General features: G+C 34.5%; 22 protein-coding genes. 15 read left to right on the top strand and 7 right to left on the bottom strand.

The window, feature by feature from the left end:
• Position 1: 1 nt before the first annotated feature.
• Positions 2 to 541 carry a dihydrofolate reductase family protein gene (locus ACF3OC_RS04030; RefSeq protein WP_094280775.1) on the top strand — a complete coding sequence of 180 codons (540 nt, stop codon included), beginning with the start codon at positions 2 to 4 and terminating at the stop codon, positions 539 to 541.
• 306 nt (positions 542 to 847) lie between these two features.
• Positions 848 to 1,366 (top strand): hypothetical protein, encoded by a 519-nt coding sequence (locus ACF3OC_RS04025; RefSeq protein WP_094255229.1) that lies wholly within the window; start codon positions 848 to 850, stop codon positions 1,364 to 1,366.
• Positions 1,367 to 1,374: 8 nt separating this feature from the next.
• On the opposite strand, the gene ACF3OC_RS04020 is transcribed toward ACF3OC_RS04025, so the two are convergent.
• From ACF3OC_RS04020 to ACF3OC_RS04000, 5 genes are all read right to left on the bottom strand, one after another.
• Positions 1,375 to 2,151 (bottom strand): SDR family NAD(P)-dependent oxidoreductase, encoded by a 777-nt coding sequence (locus ACF3OC_RS04020; RefSeq protein WP_094280913.1) that lies wholly within the window; start codon positions 2,149 to 2,151, stop codon positions 1,375 to 1,377.
• An 11-nt stretch (positions 2,152 to 2,162) separates the two neighbouring features.
• Positions 2,163 to 3,806, bottom strand: coding sequence for a sodium:solute symporter (locus tag ACF3OC_RS04015; RefSeq protein WP_094280774.1), 1,644 nt, complete (start codon positions 3,804 to 3,806; stop codon positions 2,163 to 2,165).
• A gap of 5 nt (positions 3,807 to 3,811) precedes the next feature.
• On the bottom strand, positions 3,812 to 5,032 hold the full coding sequence (locus tag ACF3OC_RS04010) for an enolase C-terminal domain-like protein (protein WP_094280773.1): 1,221 nt from the start codon (positions 5,030 to 5,032) through the stop codon (positions 3,812 to 3,814).
• A gap of 36 nt (positions 5,033 to 5,068) precedes the next feature.
• Entirely contained in the window at positions 5,069 to 6,115 is a 1,047-nt protein-coding gene (locus ACF3OC_RS04005) for an alpha-L-fucosidase (RefSeq protein WP_094280772.1), read from the bottom strand.
• A 239-nt stretch (positions 6,116 to 6,354) separates the two neighbouring features.
• On the bottom strand, positions 6,355 to 6,780 hold the full coding sequence (locus ACF3OC_RS04000; RefSeq protein WP_094255233.1) for an L-rhamnose mutarotase: 426 nt from the start codon (positions 6,778 to 6,780) through the stop codon (positions 6,355 to 6,357).
• Between the two features lie 181 nt (positions 6,781 to 6,961).
• Here ACF3OC_RS04000 and ACF3OC_RS03995 point away from each other — a divergent pair, with 181 nt between their 5' ends.
• Entirely contained in the window at positions 6,962 to 7,828 is an 867-nt protein-coding gene (locus ACF3OC_RS03995) for an AraC family transcriptional regulator (protein WP_094255234.1), read from the top strand.
• A 59-nt stretch (positions 7,829 to 7,887) separates the two neighbouring features.
• Positions 7,888 to 9,183, top strand: a complete 1,296-nt coding sequence (locus tag ACF3OC_RS03990; protein ID WP_094280771.1) for a serine hydrolase — start codon at positions 7,888 to 7,890, stop codon at positions 9,181 to 9,183.
• Between the two features lie 2 nt (positions 9,184 to 9,185).
• On the opposite strand, the gene ACF3OC_RS03985 is transcribed toward ACF3OC_RS03990, so the two are convergent.
• On the bottom strand, positions 9,186 to 9,572 hold the full coding sequence (locus tag ACF3OC_RS03985) for a diacylglycerol kinase (RefSeq protein ID WP_094280770.1): 387 nt from the start codon (positions 9,570 to 9,572) through the stop codon (positions 9,186 to 9,188).
• Between the two features lie 158 nt (positions 9,573 to 9,730).
• On the opposite strand from ACF3OC_RS03985, the gene ACF3OC_RS03980 reads away from it, so the two are divergent.
• The 4 genes from ACF3OC_RS03980 to ACF3OC_RS03965 all read left to right on the top strand — a co-directional run bounded on the left by ACF3OC_RS03980 (position 9,731) and on the right by ACF3OC_RS03965 (position 12,448).
• Complete coding sequence (locus tag ACF3OC_RS03980) at positions 9,731 to 10,261, top strand: hypothetical protein (protein WP_144043704.1); 531 nt, start codon at positions 9,731 to 9,733, stop codon at positions 10,259 to 10,261.
• A gap of 196 nt (positions 10,262 to 10,457) precedes the next feature.
• The gene (locus tag ACF3OC_RS03975) at positions 10,458 to 11,042 is read left to right on the top strand and encodes a hypothetical protein (protein ID WP_094280768.1); all 585 of its coding nucleotides are present in this window, start codon (positions 10,458 to 10,460) and stop codon (positions 11,040 to 11,042) included.
• A gap of 241 nt (positions 11,043 to 11,283) precedes the next feature.
• Complete coding sequence (locus tag ACF3OC_RS03970; RefSeq protein ID WP_094280767.1) at positions 11,284 to 11,832, top strand: hypothetical protein; 549 nt, start codon at positions 11,284 to 11,286, stop codon at positions 11,830 to 11,832.
• Between the two features lie 61 nt (positions 11,833 to 11,893).
• A complete protein-coding gene (locus ACF3OC_RS03965; RefSeq protein WP_094280766.1) occupies positions 11,894 to 12,448 on the top strand; it encodes a hypothetical protein in 555 nt (184 codons plus the stop codon).
• Between the two features lie 365 nt (positions 12,449 to 12,813).
• Here ACF3OC_RS03965 and ACF3OC_RS03960 read toward each other — a convergent pair whose 3' ends face one another.
• Positions 12,814 to 13,242 (bottom strand): hypothetical protein, encoded by a 429-nt coding sequence (locus ACF3OC_RS03960; RefSeq protein WP_094280765.1) that lies wholly within the window; start codon positions 13,240 to 13,242, stop codon positions 12,814 to 12,816.
• Positions 13,243 to 13,626: 384 nt separating this feature from the next.
• Here ACF3OC_RS03960 and ACF3OC_RS03955 point away from each other — a divergent pair, with 384 nt between their 5' ends.
• The 7 genes from ACF3OC_RS03955 (at position 13,627) to ACF3OC_RS03925 (ending at position 20,383) form a co-directional block, all read left to right on the top strand.
• Positions 13,627 to 14,721 (top strand): agmatinase family protein, encoded by a 1,095-nt coding sequence (locus ACF3OC_RS03955; RefSeq protein WP_392470948.1) that lies wholly within the window; start codon positions 13,627 to 13,629, stop codon positions 14,719 to 14,721.
• Between the two features lie 327 nt (positions 14,722 to 15,048).
• On the top strand, positions 15,049 to 15,909 hold the full coding sequence (locus ACF3OC_RS03950; protein ID WP_392470946.1) for a DUF3800 domain-containing protein: 861 nt from the start codon (positions 15,049 to 15,051) through the stop codon (positions 15,907 to 15,909).
• Positions 15,910 to 16,398: 489 nt separating this feature from the next.
• Positions 16,399 to 17,736, top strand: coding sequence for an ATP/GTP-binding protein (locus tag ACF3OC_RS03945; protein ID WP_392470944.1), 1,338 nt, complete (start codon positions 16,399 to 16,401; stop codon positions 17,734 to 17,736).
• On the top strand, positions 17,729 to 18,298 hold the full coding sequence (locus ACF3OC_RS03940; protein ID WP_392470942.1) for an RloB family protein: 570 nt from the start codon (positions 17,729 to 17,731) through the stop codon (positions 18,296 to 18,298). Before ACF3OC_RS03945 ends, ACF3OC_RS03940 begins: the two co-directional genes overlap by 8 nt.
• 317 nt (positions 18,299 to 18,615) lie before the next feature.
• Positions 18,616 to 19,461: an RteC domain-containing protein gene (locus ACF3OC_RS03935; protein WP_002996078.1), complete on the top strand. Its 846-nt coding sequence runs from the start codon at positions 18,616 to 18,618 to the stop codon at positions 19,459 to 19,461.
• Between the two features lie 248 nt (positions 19,462 to 19,709).
• Positions 19,710 to 20,063 (top strand): helix-turn-helix domain-containing protein, encoded by a 354-nt coding sequence (locus ACF3OC_RS03930; RefSeq protein ID WP_002996076.1) that lies wholly within the window; start codon positions 19,710 to 19,712, stop codon positions 20,061 to 20,063.
• A gap of 11 nt (positions 20,064 to 20,074) precedes the next feature.
• Positions 20,075 to 20,383, top strand: coding sequence for a helix-turn-helix domain-containing protein (locus tag ACF3OC_RS03925; protein WP_002996071.1), 309 nt, complete (start codon positions 20,075 to 20,077; stop codon positions 20,381 to 20,383).
• The last annotated feature ends 75 nt before the right edge of the window (positions 20,384 to 20,458 follow it).

Below are 20,458 nucleotides of genomic sequence, written 5' to 3'. Positions count from 1 at the left end.
TATGAAAAAGATTATCTATTACGTCGCAACCTCCATTGATGGGTTTATTTCAGGTCCCAATGACGATGTTAGTGCCTATACCTATGAAGGTGAAGCCGTTCAGGATTATATGAATGATCTCCAAGAATTTAAACATGTCTTGATGGGAAGGAATACTTATGAATTTGGATATCAATTTGGTGTTAAACCTGGAGAACCTTCTCCAACTTATGGACATATGACTCAATATATCCTCTCCAACAATTTAAAGATTGAAAAACTCCATGAACAAGTCAAAATATTAGCCCTCGATGTGAGTCGAATTAAAGAATTAAAACAAACAGCTGATACGGACATCTATTTATGTGGTGGGGGAAAATTAGCTGGTTGGCTCTTGAAAAATAAACTTCTGGACGAGGTTAAAATAAAATTAAATCCTGTGATAATTGGATCAGGAACCAAATTGTTTGAGGATATAAATCAAAGTTATTCCCTAACCCGTATTGACCAAAAAGAGTATGACAACAACATGATGGTTATCCACTATTCCGTAATATACTAAGTATCAGAATAAAAGAAAACTCAAATGTATCTTGGCTAATCTAAGTCCTGGAAATATTAATTAGATATTACTGATTCTGCATAATTGTTTTGAAGGTATTTATCAATTTAATTTCAGAAATATTTTATTTCTTAAAAGAAAATTACCACATTTGCTAACGAATTGAGACGCATATACATTTGAATTTCAAGGCGCTCAAACAAAAAAATCAGTTAAGTGTTTGATAATAAAAGACTTTGACGTAAATTTAATTAATCAAAGTAAATTAACCAGAATACCATTATTTTCACCAATTGGGGAATTAACATGAAAGGAAAAATCCTACTCTTTTTTATTATCGCACTCTTATTTGGGTGTAAGGAGGAAGATATGTCCCCTGTGGATGGTGAATTCAACAAAGCCTTATTGGAAAAATACATCTGGAAAAACAATGTTCTGATCGATGAAGTTTTTACTGATAACAGCAATCCTGAACACTACAATCGGACTACCACCCTAAGTTTTACCGGAACACAGTATAGTCATATCGTTCAAGATTCTGTAAAAGGAAATATGGACGCCCAAAGCCTTATGAACCCATCAGCAATACGTACTTCAGAATATTGGGGCGATTATACTTTTAATGGACTTGACTCTACAATAACCCTGTCCTACCGTGTCAATGAAAAGGTACTCAATAAGATGAATATTTCTTCAGATTCTTTGATTATTCATAGCAGCTATAAAATCATTAGCCTCTCTGAGGATGAATTGACTCTGAAACTCAAAAATGATTCAGTGATGCATGGCTATAATACAGTGATGACTTTCAAACCTGTAAAATAACCCAAGACTTAACCCTTCTCAAATCTTCTATATCCTAATTCTGCTCCACCGCTGACTGGCAAATTCACACCTGTAATAAATCGTGCCTTCTCAGAAATCAAAAAAACACATACATCAGCAATGACATTTCCTTCAGGACAATATCCTAACAAGTGAATATCATTTAAAAATCCTACCATATTTTCAGGATTGGGTTGTTCTTGAATCCAATTCTTAAGCATTGGAGTCATTACCGCTGCCGGCATCACCGAATTAACCCTGATACCATCCCTCGCATAATCTATCGCCATAGACTTCGTCAATGCATTGACGGCTCCTTTGGTTCCTGCATAGGCAGCATGGTTATCTTGACCAATTTCACCCACCAAACTACTGGTATTCAAAATACAGCCTTTACTCATTTTCAGGTGGGGATAAGCATAACGAGTAGTCAACAGAATGCTTTTCACATTCACTTGCATTAAAAGATCCCATTCCTCATCGCTGGTTTCATGAAGTGGTTTTGATGGACTCGCCAATCCTGCATTATTGTGAACAACATCAATCCTCCCATATTGCTCTATGGTCCTTTCTATCATCAACTCTACTTCATTCGCTTTTGTCACATCTCCCACTATCCCCAAATGACCCTCAGGAAGTAATTCTATGGTTTTTTCAACGGATTCAGCATCCAAACCAATGAAAGTCACCAAAGCTCCTGCAGCCACATAGGCTTTGACACATTCCAACCCTATTCCTGCAGTTCCGCCAGTAATTAATATCACTTTCCCATTTAATTCAGCCATAGCTTTCATTTTTACCTGAATACAATATAAAGGAATATCACCATTCCTAGCAATAGTCCTGATAACAATCTATAGTTTCCAATTCCTCTCCAAGCTTCTCCACGTAAGGGATCCAAAGGATTTTTCCAATACAATTGTTGACTTTCTGCAGTATGTTGAACCGGAAAAATAAGTGAAAGGGTAACTTGGATAATTACACAAACGATAAAAAGATAAAAGGCCATCATCATAAATGGAATATGTCCTATGAAAGATTCCGGCATCAGTTTATTGACCGAAAAGACCAAAAGTCCTAAGATGGAACCTATCCATAAGGTCCATTTCGAGGAGACAGCAGAAGCTTTTTTCCAGAATACACCCAATAAAAACACGCAGGTAATAGGTGGTGCTATATGGGCAATCACATCATTGATCCCGTTGAAAATAGATTCATATTTATCTAGCAATGGCAATAATGCCAGGGATAAAATCATGGCAAAAACTGCTGAAATTTTCCCAATTCTGATTAATTGCTTATCAGTAGCTTCAGGTTTCTTTTGCTTATAAATGTCATAGCTTACCATGGTAGAAATGGAGTTTAAGGCTCCTGAAATCTGACTCATTAATCCGGAAAGCAAGGCTGCAACTAAAACCCCAATGAGTCCTGAAGGTAAGAGTTGGGTAATCATCAAGGTATAGATTCCTTTTGAATTCACATTCCCTTCTGCATCCATTCCTAAACTCGTTAAATCCAAATGACCTGACTTAAATAATGTAAATGCAAAAAGACCTGGGAGAACGAAAATAAATACCGGTAATATTTTTAAAAAACCACAGAATAAGGCCCCTACTCGACCGTGATTCTCATCTTTTGCGCCTAATACTCTTTGAACAATAGTCTGATCAGCACACCAATACCAGATTCCTAAAATCGGATAACCTAAAATTACCGCTTGCCAAGGCATACCACTGGAATCTCCACTTGGCCTCAACATCGATAGTCGTTCCATCTGCCCCTCCAAATCCAATACCTCTCGCATGGGCTGCCAGCCCCCCATTTTATCGAATGCAGCATAGGTTATAATAAATGCACCTGTTAATAATACGAGAGTTTGAATAGACTCGGTGACAACTACCGCTTTTAGACCACCTAATATGGTGTACAAGCCCGTAATGATGCAAATAATACCGATACTCAGATACATATTAAACCCAAATAGGGTCTTGAGGACTATCCCGCCCGCTAACATCGAAAAAGCAATATGGATCACGATCGCTGAAACAATGGATATCCAAGTCAACCAGTCCCTACTCGCCCGATCATACCGACGCTCCAAAAAATCAGGTAGCGTGGTTACTCCTGACTTTAAATAAAATGGAACAAAAAATAGAGCCAATAAAATCAGGGTAAATGCAGCCATCCACTCAAAATTCCCATTCAATAAGCCTGTATCAAAACCACTCTGCGCTAAGCTTACCAGATGAACAGTCGAAATATTGGTGGCAAATAAAGCCAATCCGATTGCCGGCCAACGCAGTGATTTTCCTGCCAGAAAGTATCCAGCAGCAGTATTGACCTGGCTTTTACCATTTTTATTCATCCCAGCCCAAATTCCAACCGCTAGAATAAATAAGATATAAAATATCGATATGCCTAAATCTATGCCTCCTAACATCGCCTTTAGATTAAATCACAACTGCTCCCAACTTCCATTGGGGTTTTATAAACACCATCTTGCAACCTAACAGGATGCACAAAATGAGATCTCAAATGTGGAATATGCTCCAGAAATAGAGCCTCATGTCCCAAGTTTACATGGTTGAAAAGGACAAGGTGCTGATGCAATTGCCCCATGTCGCCAACATGGGGTACTACTGGTATATTAAATTTTCGTGCCAATAGGCTCACTGTCAGAAATTCACTCACCCCACCTACTCGAACCGCATCAACCTGTATAAAACCAGCGGCACACAATTGAAGATAATTCTTAAATAAAACCTTATTCGGCACATGCTCACCCATTGCTATTTTGATGGGTGAAACCATTTTTGCCAATTTCTGATGGGCTAGAATATCATCCGGATGCGTTGGTTCCTCCACCCAATAGGGATTCATCTCCTTCAATTCTTGGCAAATTGAAACAGCTTGAGGAAAAGTCCATTGCTGATTCGCATCCAACATCACTTTCGCATCATCACCAGCAACCTCACGTACTATATTTGCCCGACGAATATCCCGTAAGGGATCCTTGCTACCTACTTTTAATTTCATCGCCGAAAAACCATTATCAATGGCTTTCTTACAATTTATTCGAACTTGTTCATCTGAATAATTAAACCATCCTACTGATGTATCGTAGCCTTGATATCCAGTTTCCAAAATCCCCATCCGTTGTTCTCGCGTCATCAGATTTTCTTCCAATAAATGGAGGGCTTCCTCTTTGCTCAGCTCATCTTCCAGATAAGATAAATCCAAGGTGTTGACCAAGTCTTTCGCAGACAAATCAATCAAGAGTTTCCATAATGGGACTCCACGAGTCTTTGCCCAGAGATCATAACATGCATTGGTAATAGAGGCGAGGGCGAGATGAACAACCCCTTTCTGCGGACCAAGCCAACGGAATTGCTGTTCATTGCTCAATTCATTGAAGACCTGCCCAAAATTGGACATCAACTCTTCAATATCACGCCCCATAAGCTTCTCCGCATAGAAGGCCGCCGCTTGGCAGACCAGTTCATTGCCAGCACCTATAGTGAAGGCAAGACCAGTTCCAACCCGCCCGGCTTCATCTACTAATCGTGTTACTGCATAGGAATAAATCGGATCCTTATGAATCGCATCGCTGCCCGCCCCAGTACTCAGTGGAAACCTTTTGTCCTGGATGTTATACTTTAAAATCATTTTAGGTTTTGTTTTTAGTTTAGGTGATTAAATTTTTTATAGTTTAAGTTTGTTCTTCAATTTCATTAATATATCCACATCCCCTTCTTTAACCCGACCTTCACGATTCGGACCAACATTCAGAATAAGGATATTATCTTGACTAGTAGCCTTATGATAGATATCCTCCAATTCATCCAGGCTTTTGTATTTCTTATCCGTCGTGTTAAAAAACCATCGCTCTCCAAGAACAACAGTAGTTTCAAATGGCATGTAATAAACATTGCCCTGTGCTACAAATAATTTTGGATCTGGATTATGAGGTAAATATGGATCACCAAGCCTGAAATCACTCGGGAAATATCGAATCGGGAAATAGTCCTTTTGATCATTTGGGAGGACAGGGTGTTTATCGACATTTTCTGGAAGGCCAATACTCCAATTGATACCAATCTGACATTCTGGAGCTTTACTTTTTACCAAGGAATAAATCTCCTGAGTAGGCCAACGATAATTTTCCTTTTCCCAGCCGCCGTCTAACCAGAGTTCTACGATATGCCCATACTTGCCAGTGATGGACAATAATTCCGCAAGCTGCTTCAATAAATACTCATTATAGGCTTTATCCGCCTTTACATCTTTAACATCAGCATTTTGTTTCCTATCCCATAAGGAATAATAAAGACCAAGTTTCATCCCTTGCTTTTTACACTCTTTTGCGACTTCTTCAACCACATTGGTTTTATTTGGCGAACTCGCAACATCATAGTCTGTATACTTGCTGTCCCACAAACAGAAGCCTTCATGGTGTTTGGAGACCAAAATAATATGTTTCATACCAGCAGCTTTTGCTGTAGCAACCCATTGTTTTGCATCAATGGTCGATGGATTATAACTACTCGCAGGCTTAGAACCATCTGTCCATTCTTGATCATGAAAGGTATTGATCCCAAAATGGATAAACATGCCATATTTCCGATTAATCTGATCTATTTGATATTTATTGGCTGTAGTCGATGAAATGGGTAAAATCCCTTTTTCTTGCGCTAATACATGTCCTAATATTGCCAATAAGACTATCGTTAATTGAGCTCTTAACTTCATAATTGAAAGATTTCTTTAGATTTATTCCCAAAGGTATTTTCAAAAACGATTTAGGGTATAAACTATATTGACTGGTATTGCAACTATATTGACTTGTTTTTTAAGAGAAAGAAACCTTATTAGACCGAATAATGGATAATTTTCAAGTTTTAAAAAGTTTTATAAAAAGAAAAATCCACCTTCCCCAAGGTGGATTTAAACCAAATTAAAAACTATATTGACTAACTAACTCTTGTGCATTATTCCATATGGAAGACCTCTTCCATTCCTGACCAAACCTCACCTTTTGACTTCGCATCATCCAACGGAATTTGACAGGGGTCTGTTTCTTTCCACCACTTTTGCGTCTCCGGATCAGCAGCCATTTTTTCCATGTCCTGCTCAAAATTATCTCCAGTATATTCGAAGTAACTGAAGAGAAAAAATTCTCCCTTTATTTCCTTTAAGTATATCGAGTAATTCTGTATTTGGCAATCTTTCAACTTCTTTAAAACTGAAGGCCAAACAGCAGCATGCAACTTTTTATATTCATCTACTTTATCTGACTTCAAGCCTGTAATTGATGCATATCGTAAGACTTGATGCTTTTCAGATTGACACGAAATTGATATGAGGAAAGAGATTAATCCAATAAAAAGTAGGTTTAGGTTAATTTTTCCCCACATATCAATTCGTTAAATGTCTTGTCTATGAAAATAGAATACACGAAAATAATATAAACTCCATTACTGAACTTTGCCAGTATTAACAAATACCAACACTATATTAACATGTAGTTTATCTTTTTCGATAATCGAACTATTTCAAGTATATTGGAGGCAATATTAACCACCAATCTATCGAAAAATGAAACCTGTTTATGCCAAAATATTAGAAGGTTCCGAAATTGCTACCTTCGCGACAAGAGAGGTGAATAGACCATTTTTCTCAACAGAATTCCATTTCCACAGCGCTTGTCAAATGACATATATCGTCAAAAGTGAAGGTAAAAGGATTATTGGTGACAACGTAGATCGTTTCCTAAAAGACGAACTGACATTCATTGGTTCTGACCTCCCCCATGTGTGGCACAACGACCAAATAAATACCCCAACGCATAATGAAGCCAAATCTTTGGCTCTTTATATTGAACCTGCTCTCATTGTTCAGGCTTTTGCTCAGTTTTTTAACACCTCGAAATTAGAAGCTTTCTTTAACCTCTCTAAAAGAGGGTTGATCTTTTATGGTAAAACTAAAGATGAACTCAAAAAGAAACTTGTGAAGATTGTTAAACTTCCTTACGGCCCTCAAAAGACAATCTTACTTATCGAAATCATCGAAATTCTAATCAATTGCGCTGAATACGAATCCATCTCAAGTACAGGCTATACCAATAATTATAATCCGATCGATAACAATAAAATCGAAAGAGTATTTAAGTATGTATTTGACAACTACCCTAAGGAGATTCTCTTATCCGATGTCTCGGATATGTCAAGTATGTCTAAACATGCCTTCTGCCGCTACTTCAAATCTAGGACACAGAAGACCTTTATACAGTTTGTAAACGAAGTTAGGATTAGTGAGGCCTGTAAAATGATTGCTGAAAATAGCATACAGATTACCAATATTGCCTATGAATGTGGTTTCAATAGCCTTTCCAATTTCAATAAAATATTCAAATCTGTAAAAGGCATTACCCCAACGGAATACAAGTCCCAAATATTCAAATAAAGAGTAAAACATTTTTTGACTTTCCTCTATTAGTTCAATATAGCTTAACTTTGAACAAAATGAAAAAGTTATTATTCTGTTTACTTCATATTACAATCTGTACTTCATTGAGCGCACAAAACTATTTAAACGCTGAACAATCCAACCCTAAAACTATGGGCTGGATGAAGGGTTCTCCTCCGGCAAAAGACAGTACCTTATCCTTATTTGATGGAAGTTTCTTTCAATTTCCTGGCCTCCGTTATAGCGTATGCCACATGCGAGAGTTCATGCCAACCAAAGTTGTCAGAGCGAACTATAGCACTCCATATACATTTCAAAGTAATATAGATAATGATATTGACCAACTAAGTTTCATTCCTTTAGGCGAAACAAAACCAGTATCATTTCAAGAGTCCTTGGGAATAAACTATACCGATGGATTGATTATTCTCCACAAAGGGAAAATTGTCTATGAAAAATACTTCGCTGAATTGGATCAAGAGGGAACTCATGCTGTAATGTCCGTGAGTAAAACCTTTACCGGAACCTTGGGCGCTAGTTTGGTCGCTGAGGGCGTGCTGGATGAAAATAAGTTAGTGCAGGATTATGTGCCTGAACTCAAGAGTTCAGCCTTTGGAGATGCTACAATTAGACAGGTCCTAGATATGACCACTTCCCTGGATTACAGTGAAGATTATGCTGATCCCAAAGCAGATATCTGGGTCTTCTCCGCTGCTGGAAATCCTGTTCCTGTTCCTGAAGGATATAATGGCCCAAAAAATTATTATGAATTTTTGGAAACCGTTAAAAAAGCTGGGAAACATGGTGAAGCATTCGGATACAAAACCATCAATACAGATGCAATGGGCTGGATCATCAGTAGAGCAACCGGGAAAAGTATTCCTGAACTGCTTTCTGAAAAAATATGGCAACCCATTGGAGCACGTCATGATGGCTATTACCAAATCGACCGTTCCGGAATTGCCTTCGCAGGTGGCGGATTTAATGCCAACTTAAGGGACTTAGCCATGTTCGGAGAAATGATCCGAAATAACGGAAATTTTAATGGCAAGCAAATCTTAAAAAAGGAAGTGATTGAAGATATTCGTAAGGGTGGAAAACAATCTGATTTTGCAAAAGCAGGCTATACAAACCTGAAAAATTGGAGCTATAGAAATATGTGGTGGATATCTAACAACAAAAATGGGGCTTTCTGTGCTCGAGGAGTACATGGACAAACCATCTATATCGACCCAACTGCCGAAATGGTATTGGTTCGACTTGCCTCCCATCCGGTAGCAAGCAATACAGCCAACGATGCCCATTCCCTGCCAGCTTATGAAGCTGTAGCAAATTACTTGATGAAAAAATAATTTTAATTGATTAGCAGCAATAGTTTAGGAATAAAAATTATTGCTGCTATGACCACCGCAGTCATAGCGCTGATCAAAACCGCCCCTGAAGCCAGGTCTTTTATTATTTTAATCTTCGGATGAAAATCTGGAGATAAATAATCACAAACAACCTCTATTGCTGTATTGAGTGTTTCTGTAATAATAACCAAGCCTATACACAATACAATTGCCAACCACTCCATCCTACTCACCTCAAAATACCATCCCGCAAGAATAACCAGTACAGCTGCAATTAAATGAATCCTTGCATTATGCTCATATAAAAAAAGATGTTTCAACCCTGCAATGGAGTACCCGAAACTTTTTACCCGCTTTTGAATACTAAAAGATTCTTTCTCTTTCGACATCTGATCTTCTATAGGTTAATTTGATGAATATTTCAAAGGTATTAAATTATAAGATGGGATTGCTGATTGAAAAGATTTATTTCCCCAAGCCAAAGAGTTTCAGCTATTTCCTGAATTATTTCATATATTCAAGAAACATTTACGTAAATCGCAATAAAATGAACAGTAAGTTATTAAGCGTATTATTTACTTCTTTATTCATTCTTATTTCCTCTTATGGAAAAAGCCAAAGTCCTATAAAGCCTGGAGATTTCACCTTTAAAGGAACAAAATTTGAAGTTTCAGAACTTCCAGACAACGAAGAAGAGTTATTAATTACCCCAAAAGATGGTCCTGAAATCTCAACAAATCCCGAAGAAATCAATGGAACTTCTACGGAAGAAATTTTAAGAACCTTGGAAATCCATGATTCCTATGACTATGATTCATTGTTACCTTTGTTCAGTAATTACGAAAATTTAAAAAATGATGGCGAATATATCCAAATGGTTATTTCAACAGATGGCCAAGGAGTAATCAATAAAATTCTATTCTATCTTGATTCCAAGACCAAAATCTCGCAACAGGACTTAGGAAAATTCTATCAAAAATTAAAAAAGGAAAATAAAATTGAATTGAAATCCAAGGACAATAAACATGTCAATCTAAAATTTATAGTTATGGATAAATCAGTGAAATTCAATAAATAAATATATCATTGATAACAATGATTTAACTGCTGCTCAATAGCATTCTTTTCTTTTCAGTTAGTTTTAATAAAGGGAAAAATATCTTATAAAATCTTCGTGTAAATCACGTTCTATTCCTATTGCTTTAAAAAATTAATTAATCTACTTTTAGGCCTATAATCACAATGCTGAACAAGGATTTCCCAAACTAATAAACATGGACTTAAAAGCAATAGCAGCGAATTATGAAAAAATGTCGGACAATGAACTCATTAGTGTAGCCACTACAAATGCAACGGGGCTACTTCCTGAGGTATATGACATTATTGAACAGGAAATTAAAAAACGAAATCTTGACCCCAATATTTATCAAGGGCTGTTAGCACATAATAAGGAATACACTATAAAAGAATTATTATATTATGCGCAAATTTTAAGAAATTTGCCTTGTCCTATTTGCAGCAGTACCACCGATAAGTTAATGGCTTCCAGCGTCCACAGCGTGAAAAGCTTTGTCATTTTTACAGCAACTGAAAATAAACCTATTATTGGATGCCCATCTTGCTTAGACAAAAAAAATAATCAAGCAATTTTATTGACAAGTCTATTAGGCTGGTGGGGATTACCATTTGGATTAATTAAAACACCTATCTACATCTACAAAAATATCAAAGCCAAAAAGGAAAATAAAAACCTGGAGGTCAACCCAATATTTATATCGTTTATAGAAGATCATATCGGAGAAATTGCAGCGTATGAAAATAATCCTGAGAAATTAAAAGAGATTATTAGTCAGAAGTAATCAGAATTGATATAATAAATATTGAAGTTTAAAATAGCATTTCATTATTCGTTGCATTGTCCATATCTAAAAATGGAAAATTTATGAGAATGATATTTTCATTGAATGGTTATGGAAAGATCAATAAAATTTACTCTTATATATATGATCATACAAAAATAACACAATAAGATTTTATTGATGGTTACCACGATAATATCTAATAATAGTTATCCAATTTCTAGACAGCCTATCATGAATTATGAATGAAATTAAATTAATATTTACATTTCTGTTTGTACTGACCACTCTATTCTGCAAAAGCCAGGATTTAGTCAGACTTGGAACTTTTTCTTATAATGGTACCATTTTCAAAGTTTCCATTTCTCCCATTTATGCACATGAACTCTCCATTTCAGTTCTAAATGATCCAGATTATGGTAGCAATCCATCAAATATTAATGGTACACCTGTGGAAGAAATATTACCAACCATGGAATTTAAAAATTCGTATGATTATGACCCACTTCTACTTCTTTTTAGTAATTATTCTACTTTGAAAAAAGATGGAGAATACATAAAAATGACATTTGCAGTAAATGGCTACGGGAAAATAATTAAAATCTATTTTTACATTTATAATCAAACAAAAATCACACAACAAGACTTAGGTAAATTTTATCAAAAAGTAAAATCAGAAAATTCTTATCGGATTAGATCCAGATACAACAACCATCATGCAATAAAATTTTTATTTAGAGATACCACGATAAAATTTAATGATAGTTATAAAATTCCTTGTAAGCCATAATATGAACCAAGAAGGGAATTAAATATTATTTGTTTAATTTGACAACCATAAATCTTCATTAATGAAAAAACAATTTAAGGATTATAGTATTCATTTTTTAAAAGAAATAATTCCAGTAATTGCTGGAATATTAATAGCATTATTTATTGACAACTGGAATACAGACAGAAAGGATAAAAATTACATAAACCAAGTACTTTTAACGATAAATAGTGAACTTAAAGATTCAAAGGAAGATATTAAGACAATTATCCCGCAACATGAATCCCTAATTGATTCCCTTGGATTATATTCTAATAATAATAACATCTCCATTATGGATGTTGTAAATAAATCTAATGGAATAAATATTCCCCAAATTAAGACAAATGCTTGGAAATCTGTTTCAAGTTCCAAAATTGATTTAATTGATTACGATAAAATAACCTTACTCTCCAACATTGAAGATGAAAAAGCAACTCTTAATAAAAAAAGTGATTTTTTAATGAACTTTCTCTATTCAAACTTACATGCGGTAGATAAGAATTCTAAATTAACCTTAGAATTGATTTTAAAAGATATTCTTCAAACAGAAAAAACAATGCAGAAGAGAATTGAACAATTCGAAAGCAAATAAAGATCTCCAACCATTAAATCAGCTATTTGACAACCACCGAATTATAAAACTTAAGTCTTATCAATTTACCTAATATATACCATTGCAAATATTTCAATCATGTTATTATTATAGAACAGCTAATAAGAAAACCTTTAGCAAATTAATTAATAATATAGATTACTGTAAAAGCCAAATCACAGGGACTATTAGTAATGGATCAGTTGAAGGCTTTTTAAAAGAATGGACAGATGTCTTTAATTTTGATGAGTTAAAAAAATTTTTTAGAAAGAATAAATAGTACTTTCTTTTTTTAGAAAAAAATAAAATTTGAACTAAAAAAGATTACAAAAACTGATTTTATTTTTTAGAGTTGTAAATTACTTTTATTTCTTTTCAAAAGTGAATTTTGGACCATCCACGTAAGAATTATCCAAAGTAATTTGAGATCCTGAAGAATTAAAAACCCATTTTGAACCATGCATAACAACAAGGTTAATTTTAGTTTCCTCAGCCGAAGGAAAACCACTTAAATAATCTTTTTTGAATTCATATGGGAATTCACCATTACTATATCCAATCTTTTCACCGCCGCTAATTTTTAACAAATTGTTTTTTTGAAAATTATATATCACATTTTCTGAACGGAAATCAGATGTAAACAATTCATAATGTCCTTCAGAATTTATTCCGTATTGTTCTCTTTGGACTAATTTACATTCTCCAATAATGCTAGAATTGTTAATTTCAATATCATTACGCTCACAGGAACATAATGTTATGATGATTGTAATCAAAAAAATAAAACCTTTCATAGCTCATCCGTTTAAAATTACTTTTTTTCAATTTCCACTACCCTTGTTCTGTTTTTAACATCATCAATGTCAGTATTCTGATACACTACATTCCTTTAGAAATTACGGTTTTTTAGGCATCAATAAACTGGCCAACAAGGTGTTAACAATACACTAATATATGAAATCATGTACATGATTAGAAGGATTTAAAAAAATAGGAATCCTCGAATTGAAAGTGCATCCTCATCCTACTATAGGAAGCTAATAGAATTAAACAACAAAAAGCCAAGTATTTTAGAAATGAAGCCTAATTTTTTATCAATTGTAAAATAATTACATAAGCTCATAATTATTAATAGTTTAGCATATTTTTTGCTTTTAAAAATAAAAACATTAATTAATATGACAAATTTCAAAAACTTTGAAGGTGACTTTGCACTGGATGCAGCAAGTAAAATTTCTAGGGATCAATATGAAAAAAGAATTTCCAACGCCCAAAAAACAGGTATGACTGCTTCGGAAGGGATCAACGATCCTAATATTACGACTTTTGTTCGGGGAGGAAGCCCATCTTATGCGGGCTTATCGACATTTCTGCGAAGCCCTTTCTTAGAAGATGTCAATGAAGTGAGCAAATATGATGTAGCTTTTGTAGGAGCACCATTTGATGCTGGAACTACGTTTAGACCTGGAACACGATTTGGCCCTGAGGCCATGCGACAAATTTCAAAATTATATCGTACTTATCATTTTGAAGCCGGTATTGACTTGGCCGAATCCATTTCTATGTGTGATTTAGGAGACATCTATTCTATCCATAATTTAGAAAAACATAATGCTCAACTAGAGAAAGCCTTACATCACATCATTTCTAATGGGGTATTTCCAGTAGTTTTAGGTGGAGACCATTCAATTGCATACGGAACTCTAAGGGGTGTTGCTAAAGCTATAGAAGGAAAAGTGGGAGTAATTCAATTAGATAGGCATTTGGATATGCAGCCCAGTGAGATGGACGAAAAGATGCATGACACGCCCTTATTCCATGCTAGTAAGTTGCCAAATATTGATGGAAAAAATATTGTCCAGATTGGAATTGGCGGATGGCAAAATGATGTGAAAGGGAGTATTGAAACCAAGAAAAACGGCAATACAATATTAACAATGGCTGATGTCGATGAGTATGGAATTGCAAAAATTGCTGAAATAGCCTTAGAAAAAGCCTGGGCAGATGGTGTTAAAGCCGTTTATTTAACGGTGGACATAGATTCCGTTGATTCAGGTATTTCAATGGGAACTGGTTGGCCAGAACCTGGAGGATTTTTACCACGTGAAATTCTTCAATTAGTAAAAAAATTGGCTGAACCAGGGTTGATTGGGATGGAACTTGTAGAAGTAAGCCCTCCTTATGACCATCATAACCAAACTGCATTAATGGGTACTCGAATTATATGTGATACCTTAAGTTCCTTGGTGGTAAATAAAAGATTAGGTAAATAGCAATTTTTAAACTTAGGTCTAACTACTAACTACTAAATACTAAAAAAGCTCAGCGTAAGCTGAGCTTTTTCCAGTAGCGGGGAGCAGGATCGAACTGCCGACCTCAGGGTTATGAATCCCTCTAAATAGCCTTTAAACCCACATCTGACTAGAAAAAAGCCTTTTCAAATTGCACAAAAACAAACGAATTGTCTCGCGTGTGTCTCACTAAATTATATAAAAAGTATGAAAATAGCAACTGGTTTTGGACTCCAATTTTCATATATATACCCCCTTGTAAATTTTAGTCTCCTAAAATGTTTATATTTACTACAAACCAATTATAAAATGAGTACATTTTTTGCATTTAGTGACGAGTGTGGCATGTATCGTCAAATACGTAGTGATAAATTTTTAAATGCCCATCCATATTATTTAAGATCGACTTTATTAATTTCTGCTAATGAATGGAGAGATATGAATTATAAGTTTCAAGAAATTAAAAAAGCCTTTTCCATACCATTATCTAAAGAGGTTAAATGGGCCTATTTATGGAATTTACGAAAGCATCAAGATAATAACAAAGAGATTAGAGTTAAGCAAGAATATAAATTCTTAGAACACTTGGGATACGAAGGAGTTCTTGAATTTATATCCCAAGCATTAAGTATAATAAGTACTTTAGATTATAAAAAAATAATTATAACTCATACAGATAATGTTATTTGCCCAGGTTATACTGAAAAAACTGCTTTAACAATGCATATTCAAGAACATATGCAAAGGATAGAAATGGAAATGCAGATTAATAAAGAAAATCTTGCAGTTTTATTTTTTGATCCCGTATGTCAAAATACTGATAGACTTTTACGAAATATATATTTCGATTTATTCAATACTGGAGATTTTATAAAAAAATATAATCATATTAAAGATAGTTTAAATATTGAAAATTCTCATCAAAGTGTTGGTATTCAGATTGCAGATTACATCTCTGGAACGTATTCATGCATGTTAAAAGGAAGAAAATCGGAAAATTACTTAGATGGAAAAAATCTATTTTTTGATTACGTTTATTCAAAACTAAGACGAAATAAAGATGGTGAGCTATTCGGATATGGTCTTCGTGAAATACCTAGAAATATTAAACATAGGCAAGAACTTATTGATGATTTTAATAACTTGCTCGCTCGCCGTCCTGCGAGTTGAACGAAGGTCGTTGAAGAGAAATGCGCAAGCATGATTCAACGATATATACGAAGTATACGAAGACTGTTGGCGGTATTTTTGAAAAGGATTGTGTGATTGGAATATCAAAAATAGTGACAACATCGAAGCCTTAGTGATCAGCAGGCGAGCCAAACTCGAAAAGTTGTTGGATTTTAACCAGGTATGCAATACCTAGTTAAAAGACAAAGAAACTTTTATGAAACGAATCATTATAGAAGTAATAAGTATGACAAACTGCGAAGCAATATAAATAGATTGTGTAAGTACACAATTTATTTATATCTTGGTTTGGCGTATCTTATTCCCCTTTAATGGTGAGGGGAATGCCTTTTTTCCAACTAATAAGCCAAACATAAAATCAATAATTATTTTACGAAAAATTCTCACAAATTATATTTAATTTATACTTTTATATTGTAAATAACATGTTTACGAGAATTTTTCGTTTTTACTAATAATACTTATTCAATGTTAATACGATTTGTAACTAGCAATTTTCTTTCTTTTGGTGAAGAAAAAGAATTTAATATGATAGCCAGCTCTTTAAAAACACATAAACACCATGTTTATAAAGTTGGAAAAATTGATATTCTAAAATCAGCAGCTATATACGGTGCAAATGGAGCAGGAAAGTCAAATTTAATCAAGGCAATTGAATTTTTACAGGAAATCACCGAAGATGGTGGGTTATTACAATCAGTAAATGATAAAAAGTTTAAACTTGACAAGTCATTTAAAAATAAGCCTATTACATTCGAAGTAGAAATATCAATAGCTAAGAAAATTTATTCTTACGGGATATCGCTTGACAATAACACGATATTAGAAGAATGGTTATATGAGTCTGGGATAACTATAGATGATAAACTCATTTTCGAAAGAAAGTTTAAAAACAATAAACAGTTTATAAAAGTTGCAGAAAAATATTCAAAAACCCCAAAACAGAGATACTTAATTGAATTAATGGAAGACAGTCTTCTTAAAAATTGGGAATCATTTTTAGGGAAATTTGATGATTTGAAAATTAAAGAAATTACTGCAGTTAGAAATCATATAACTAAATCAATTGTTATAATACATCCAGGAAGTAAATTTCAGGGTCTTGTTCCACATTTAAGTTTATCGTCTAGATTTAAAACATTCGCTAATGATATTTTAAAAACTTTTGACACAGGTGTTTCAAGTTTAAATGTAGTAAATGTAGATTTTGATAAATTTTTTGGAGAAGATGACTTGCAGGAAATGAATGACATAAAACTTGAAGTTGAAAACGGTCATTCAGTTCTATTTAATTCAAAAGGAAACAACGTTTTGATTACAAAAGAAAACGAAAATTTAGTTGTTAAAAAAGTTGTTTCTAACCATACAAATATTGAAGGTGAAAATATAACATTTGAATTAGATGAAGAGTCCGATGGCACACAACGTCTCTTAGATTTTATTCCGGCATTTGATGGGATTTTAGAAGAAGAAATTACATTTATTATTGATGAAATTGATCAAAGTCTTCACCCTGCCCTATTGAGATCATTAATAAAAAAGATCATGACTGATGAGACAACAAAAGGCCAACTAATTTTTACGACGCATGAATCAAATTTACTTGATTTAGAAATATTCCGCCAAGACGAAATTTGGTTTGCAGAAAAAGATCAACAATTTGGTAATACAAATTTATATTCACTTAGTGAGTTTAAACCTAGATATGATTTAGATATAAGAAAAGGATATCTCAAAGGACGATTTGGTGCAATACCCTTTCTAGCACAATTAGATGATTTAAATTGGAATTTAGAGAATGCGTAAAAAAAGAGGTTATAAAAGAGAAGTATCACTTGAACGTGACTATAAATTATTTGCAATTGTTTGTGAAGGAAGTAAAAGAGAACCAGATTATTTTAAGTTATTTAGATTTGCATCCAAAAGAATAGCAGTTGATATTATAGAAGAAAAGGTATCAGATGAACAAGTCTCTCCAGATGTCAAGAATAAGTCAGCACCAAAATGGCTTTTAGACAGAGCAGTTAAATATATTGAAAAGGAAGGATTAAATGATGAAGATGATCTATGGTTTGTAATGGATGTTGATAGGTGGAAAAGTGAGCAAATCAGGGAAATTGCAGAATATTGTGAAAAATATCCAAATTGGCATATTGTAATTAGTAATCCTTGTTTTGAAGTATGGCTATATTTACATAAAAGGAAAAATTTATCAAGTTCTAATACTTGTTCAGAATTCAAAACGGAACTCGCTAGTTTTGATAAGGTAGGATATAATCCGTACACTTACATACCAGATATTATTAACGCAATAAAAAATTCTAAAACACTTAATAAAGATGAATATTTTTTAAATGAAAAAGATTAATATAGCCCAAAGTGGCTAATAAAGAGTAGTTTACAAGAGTGGGAAATCCAATCGGTAACGATTTAGTAATGGTGCTTACTGCACTCGCTTTCATCTGATTACCTTGTAAATCAATACTGCAAATATAAAAAAATAAAGGGTAAAGTACATAGGTGCTTTACCCTTTTTTTCTTTCCTCTCATACAAAAATTATGAAAAAAAATTCCCCCACTGTGGGGAACCTGTGATATTTATTCCAGTATATTTTCCAAATTTTGGTTCATCATCAATAGATGTAATTCCGAAACAGATAGTGATAACTTTTAAAAGACTAAGCTATGGAAATCCTGTTGAGTAAAATATTATCGCAAATAAGGTATCAAGAAGATAAACTCGCTTCCGATTTGATGCCAACGGCGGAAAAGGCGTATCAAATGACCTTATTCCTGAATGAAATGCTTCTTAAAGTAAAAGCCAAGATTGTGCAAAGTGGGTTTAAGAACGAACAGCAGGAAATTAACTTTTTTAAGAACATCAAACCCCAAATCTTAGGAAAGCTCATCTACTACAATAAAGTATTTCGATTTGAAACGACCTGTCCGGTCAGCACAGGGAAAATACATCAGAGTTATTACGAGAATGAATTAAAATCTCTCAAATCAGAATATAAGGAGAGTATTTGCAATACCTATTTTTACAGGTACTACCGTGCAGGAAGAACAGACCGTGACCACAGCTATTTTATGCTCGGAAAAATTAATTACCACGATGGTTTAAATAGCGGAGTTTTTGAAATAGACCTTAGCTTTTCCACTTATTACGATAACAAAATAGCCCATATTATTGCCAATGAACTACTCTATACTTATTTGCTAAACAAAATCAATCCCGAAGAAAATCCTGACTTCGTTTTACTAAATGACGATGTGAATAAGGATATTTCGTGGACTAATTCGCAAAACGCACTTATCGAACTGATATATGCCCTGTATGCTTCCAGTTCTATCTCACACGGAAGTATCGGTATCAGAAAACTGGCTTTGATTTTTCAAATCCTGTTCCGAACTCCTGTAAATGATATACATCACGCTTTCCACAGAATGAAAACCCGTGCAGGTTCCCGAACGGCATTTTTAGACCAGCTTAAAGTTTCATTGGAAGAATATATGGATAAAGACCTTTGACTATTAAAAGGCATTGGTTCAAAGCAGTACATTTATGTGTACTGCTTTTTTTTACCCATATCTGCCAATTGGCAAATGAAGGCAAAATAACGTAGTTAATAATTCAAAAGCCCTCGAAACCCTTATTAAACAAGGGTTTTTCCCGATTGCAAAAATTTTCAAAAAACCGTCAAACCAATTGGCAGACATTGGCAGACAAACTTTGCCACCCTTAGCAATTTTGCATTGTGAACATTAATAGCAATGCAATGAAAATAATCACTATCGAAGAAGAAGCGTGGCAACAGCTCAACAGCCGTATCAATGCGATTGCCGATTATCTCAAAAGGTTAAATGATACAAGCTACGATGACTTGTGGCTGAACAACCACGAGGTATGCCAATACCTGCACATCAGCGAAAAGACTTTGTGGCGTATGCGTACCAAAGGCGAAATAGCTTATTCAAAACTTTACGGGCAATACTTCTATACGATTGGAGCAATCAAGGATATGCTCAATGCCAATGCTATACAAAGCAATGATGAATTTGTACAGGAGCTTATGGCAAAAGGCAAAAGCTATATCAAGAAAGGTAGAAAGCTGAAATCAGGTAAATCTTAAAACGTGCGGTTATGAACATTGACAGAATGGAATTTTTGGCGTGGATGGAACGCCTAATGGAACGCCTCGATATGCTGGGCGACAATATAGACAGCTTACAAAAGAAACGCAACAGCATTGACGGAGAGGAATTGCTCGACAATCAGGATTTACTGCAAATGCTGAAAATCAGCAACCGTTCCCTGCAACGGTATCGCTCCATCGGCAAGTTGCCCTATTACACCATAAGTGGCAAACTGTATTACAAACTGTCTGACGTGCATCAGTTCATCAGGGAAAGTTTTAATCCGCCTTTACCCAAACTGAACGCCAATGGATGACAAACACTGCCTTTGACTGCCATATCAGGCAAGTGAGCAAACGCTTCATATACATTCGGCATTTGAACTTTAAAA

The sequence above is a fragment of the Sphingobacterium cellulitidis genome (assembly GCF_043187465.1).
In the GTDB taxonomy this organism is placed as follows: Bacteria; Bacteroidota; Bacteroidia; order Sphingobacteriales; family Sphingobacteriaceae; genus Sphingobacterium; species Sphingobacterium cellulitidis.
This window is presented reverse-complemented; position numbering and strand designations above follow the sequence as displayed.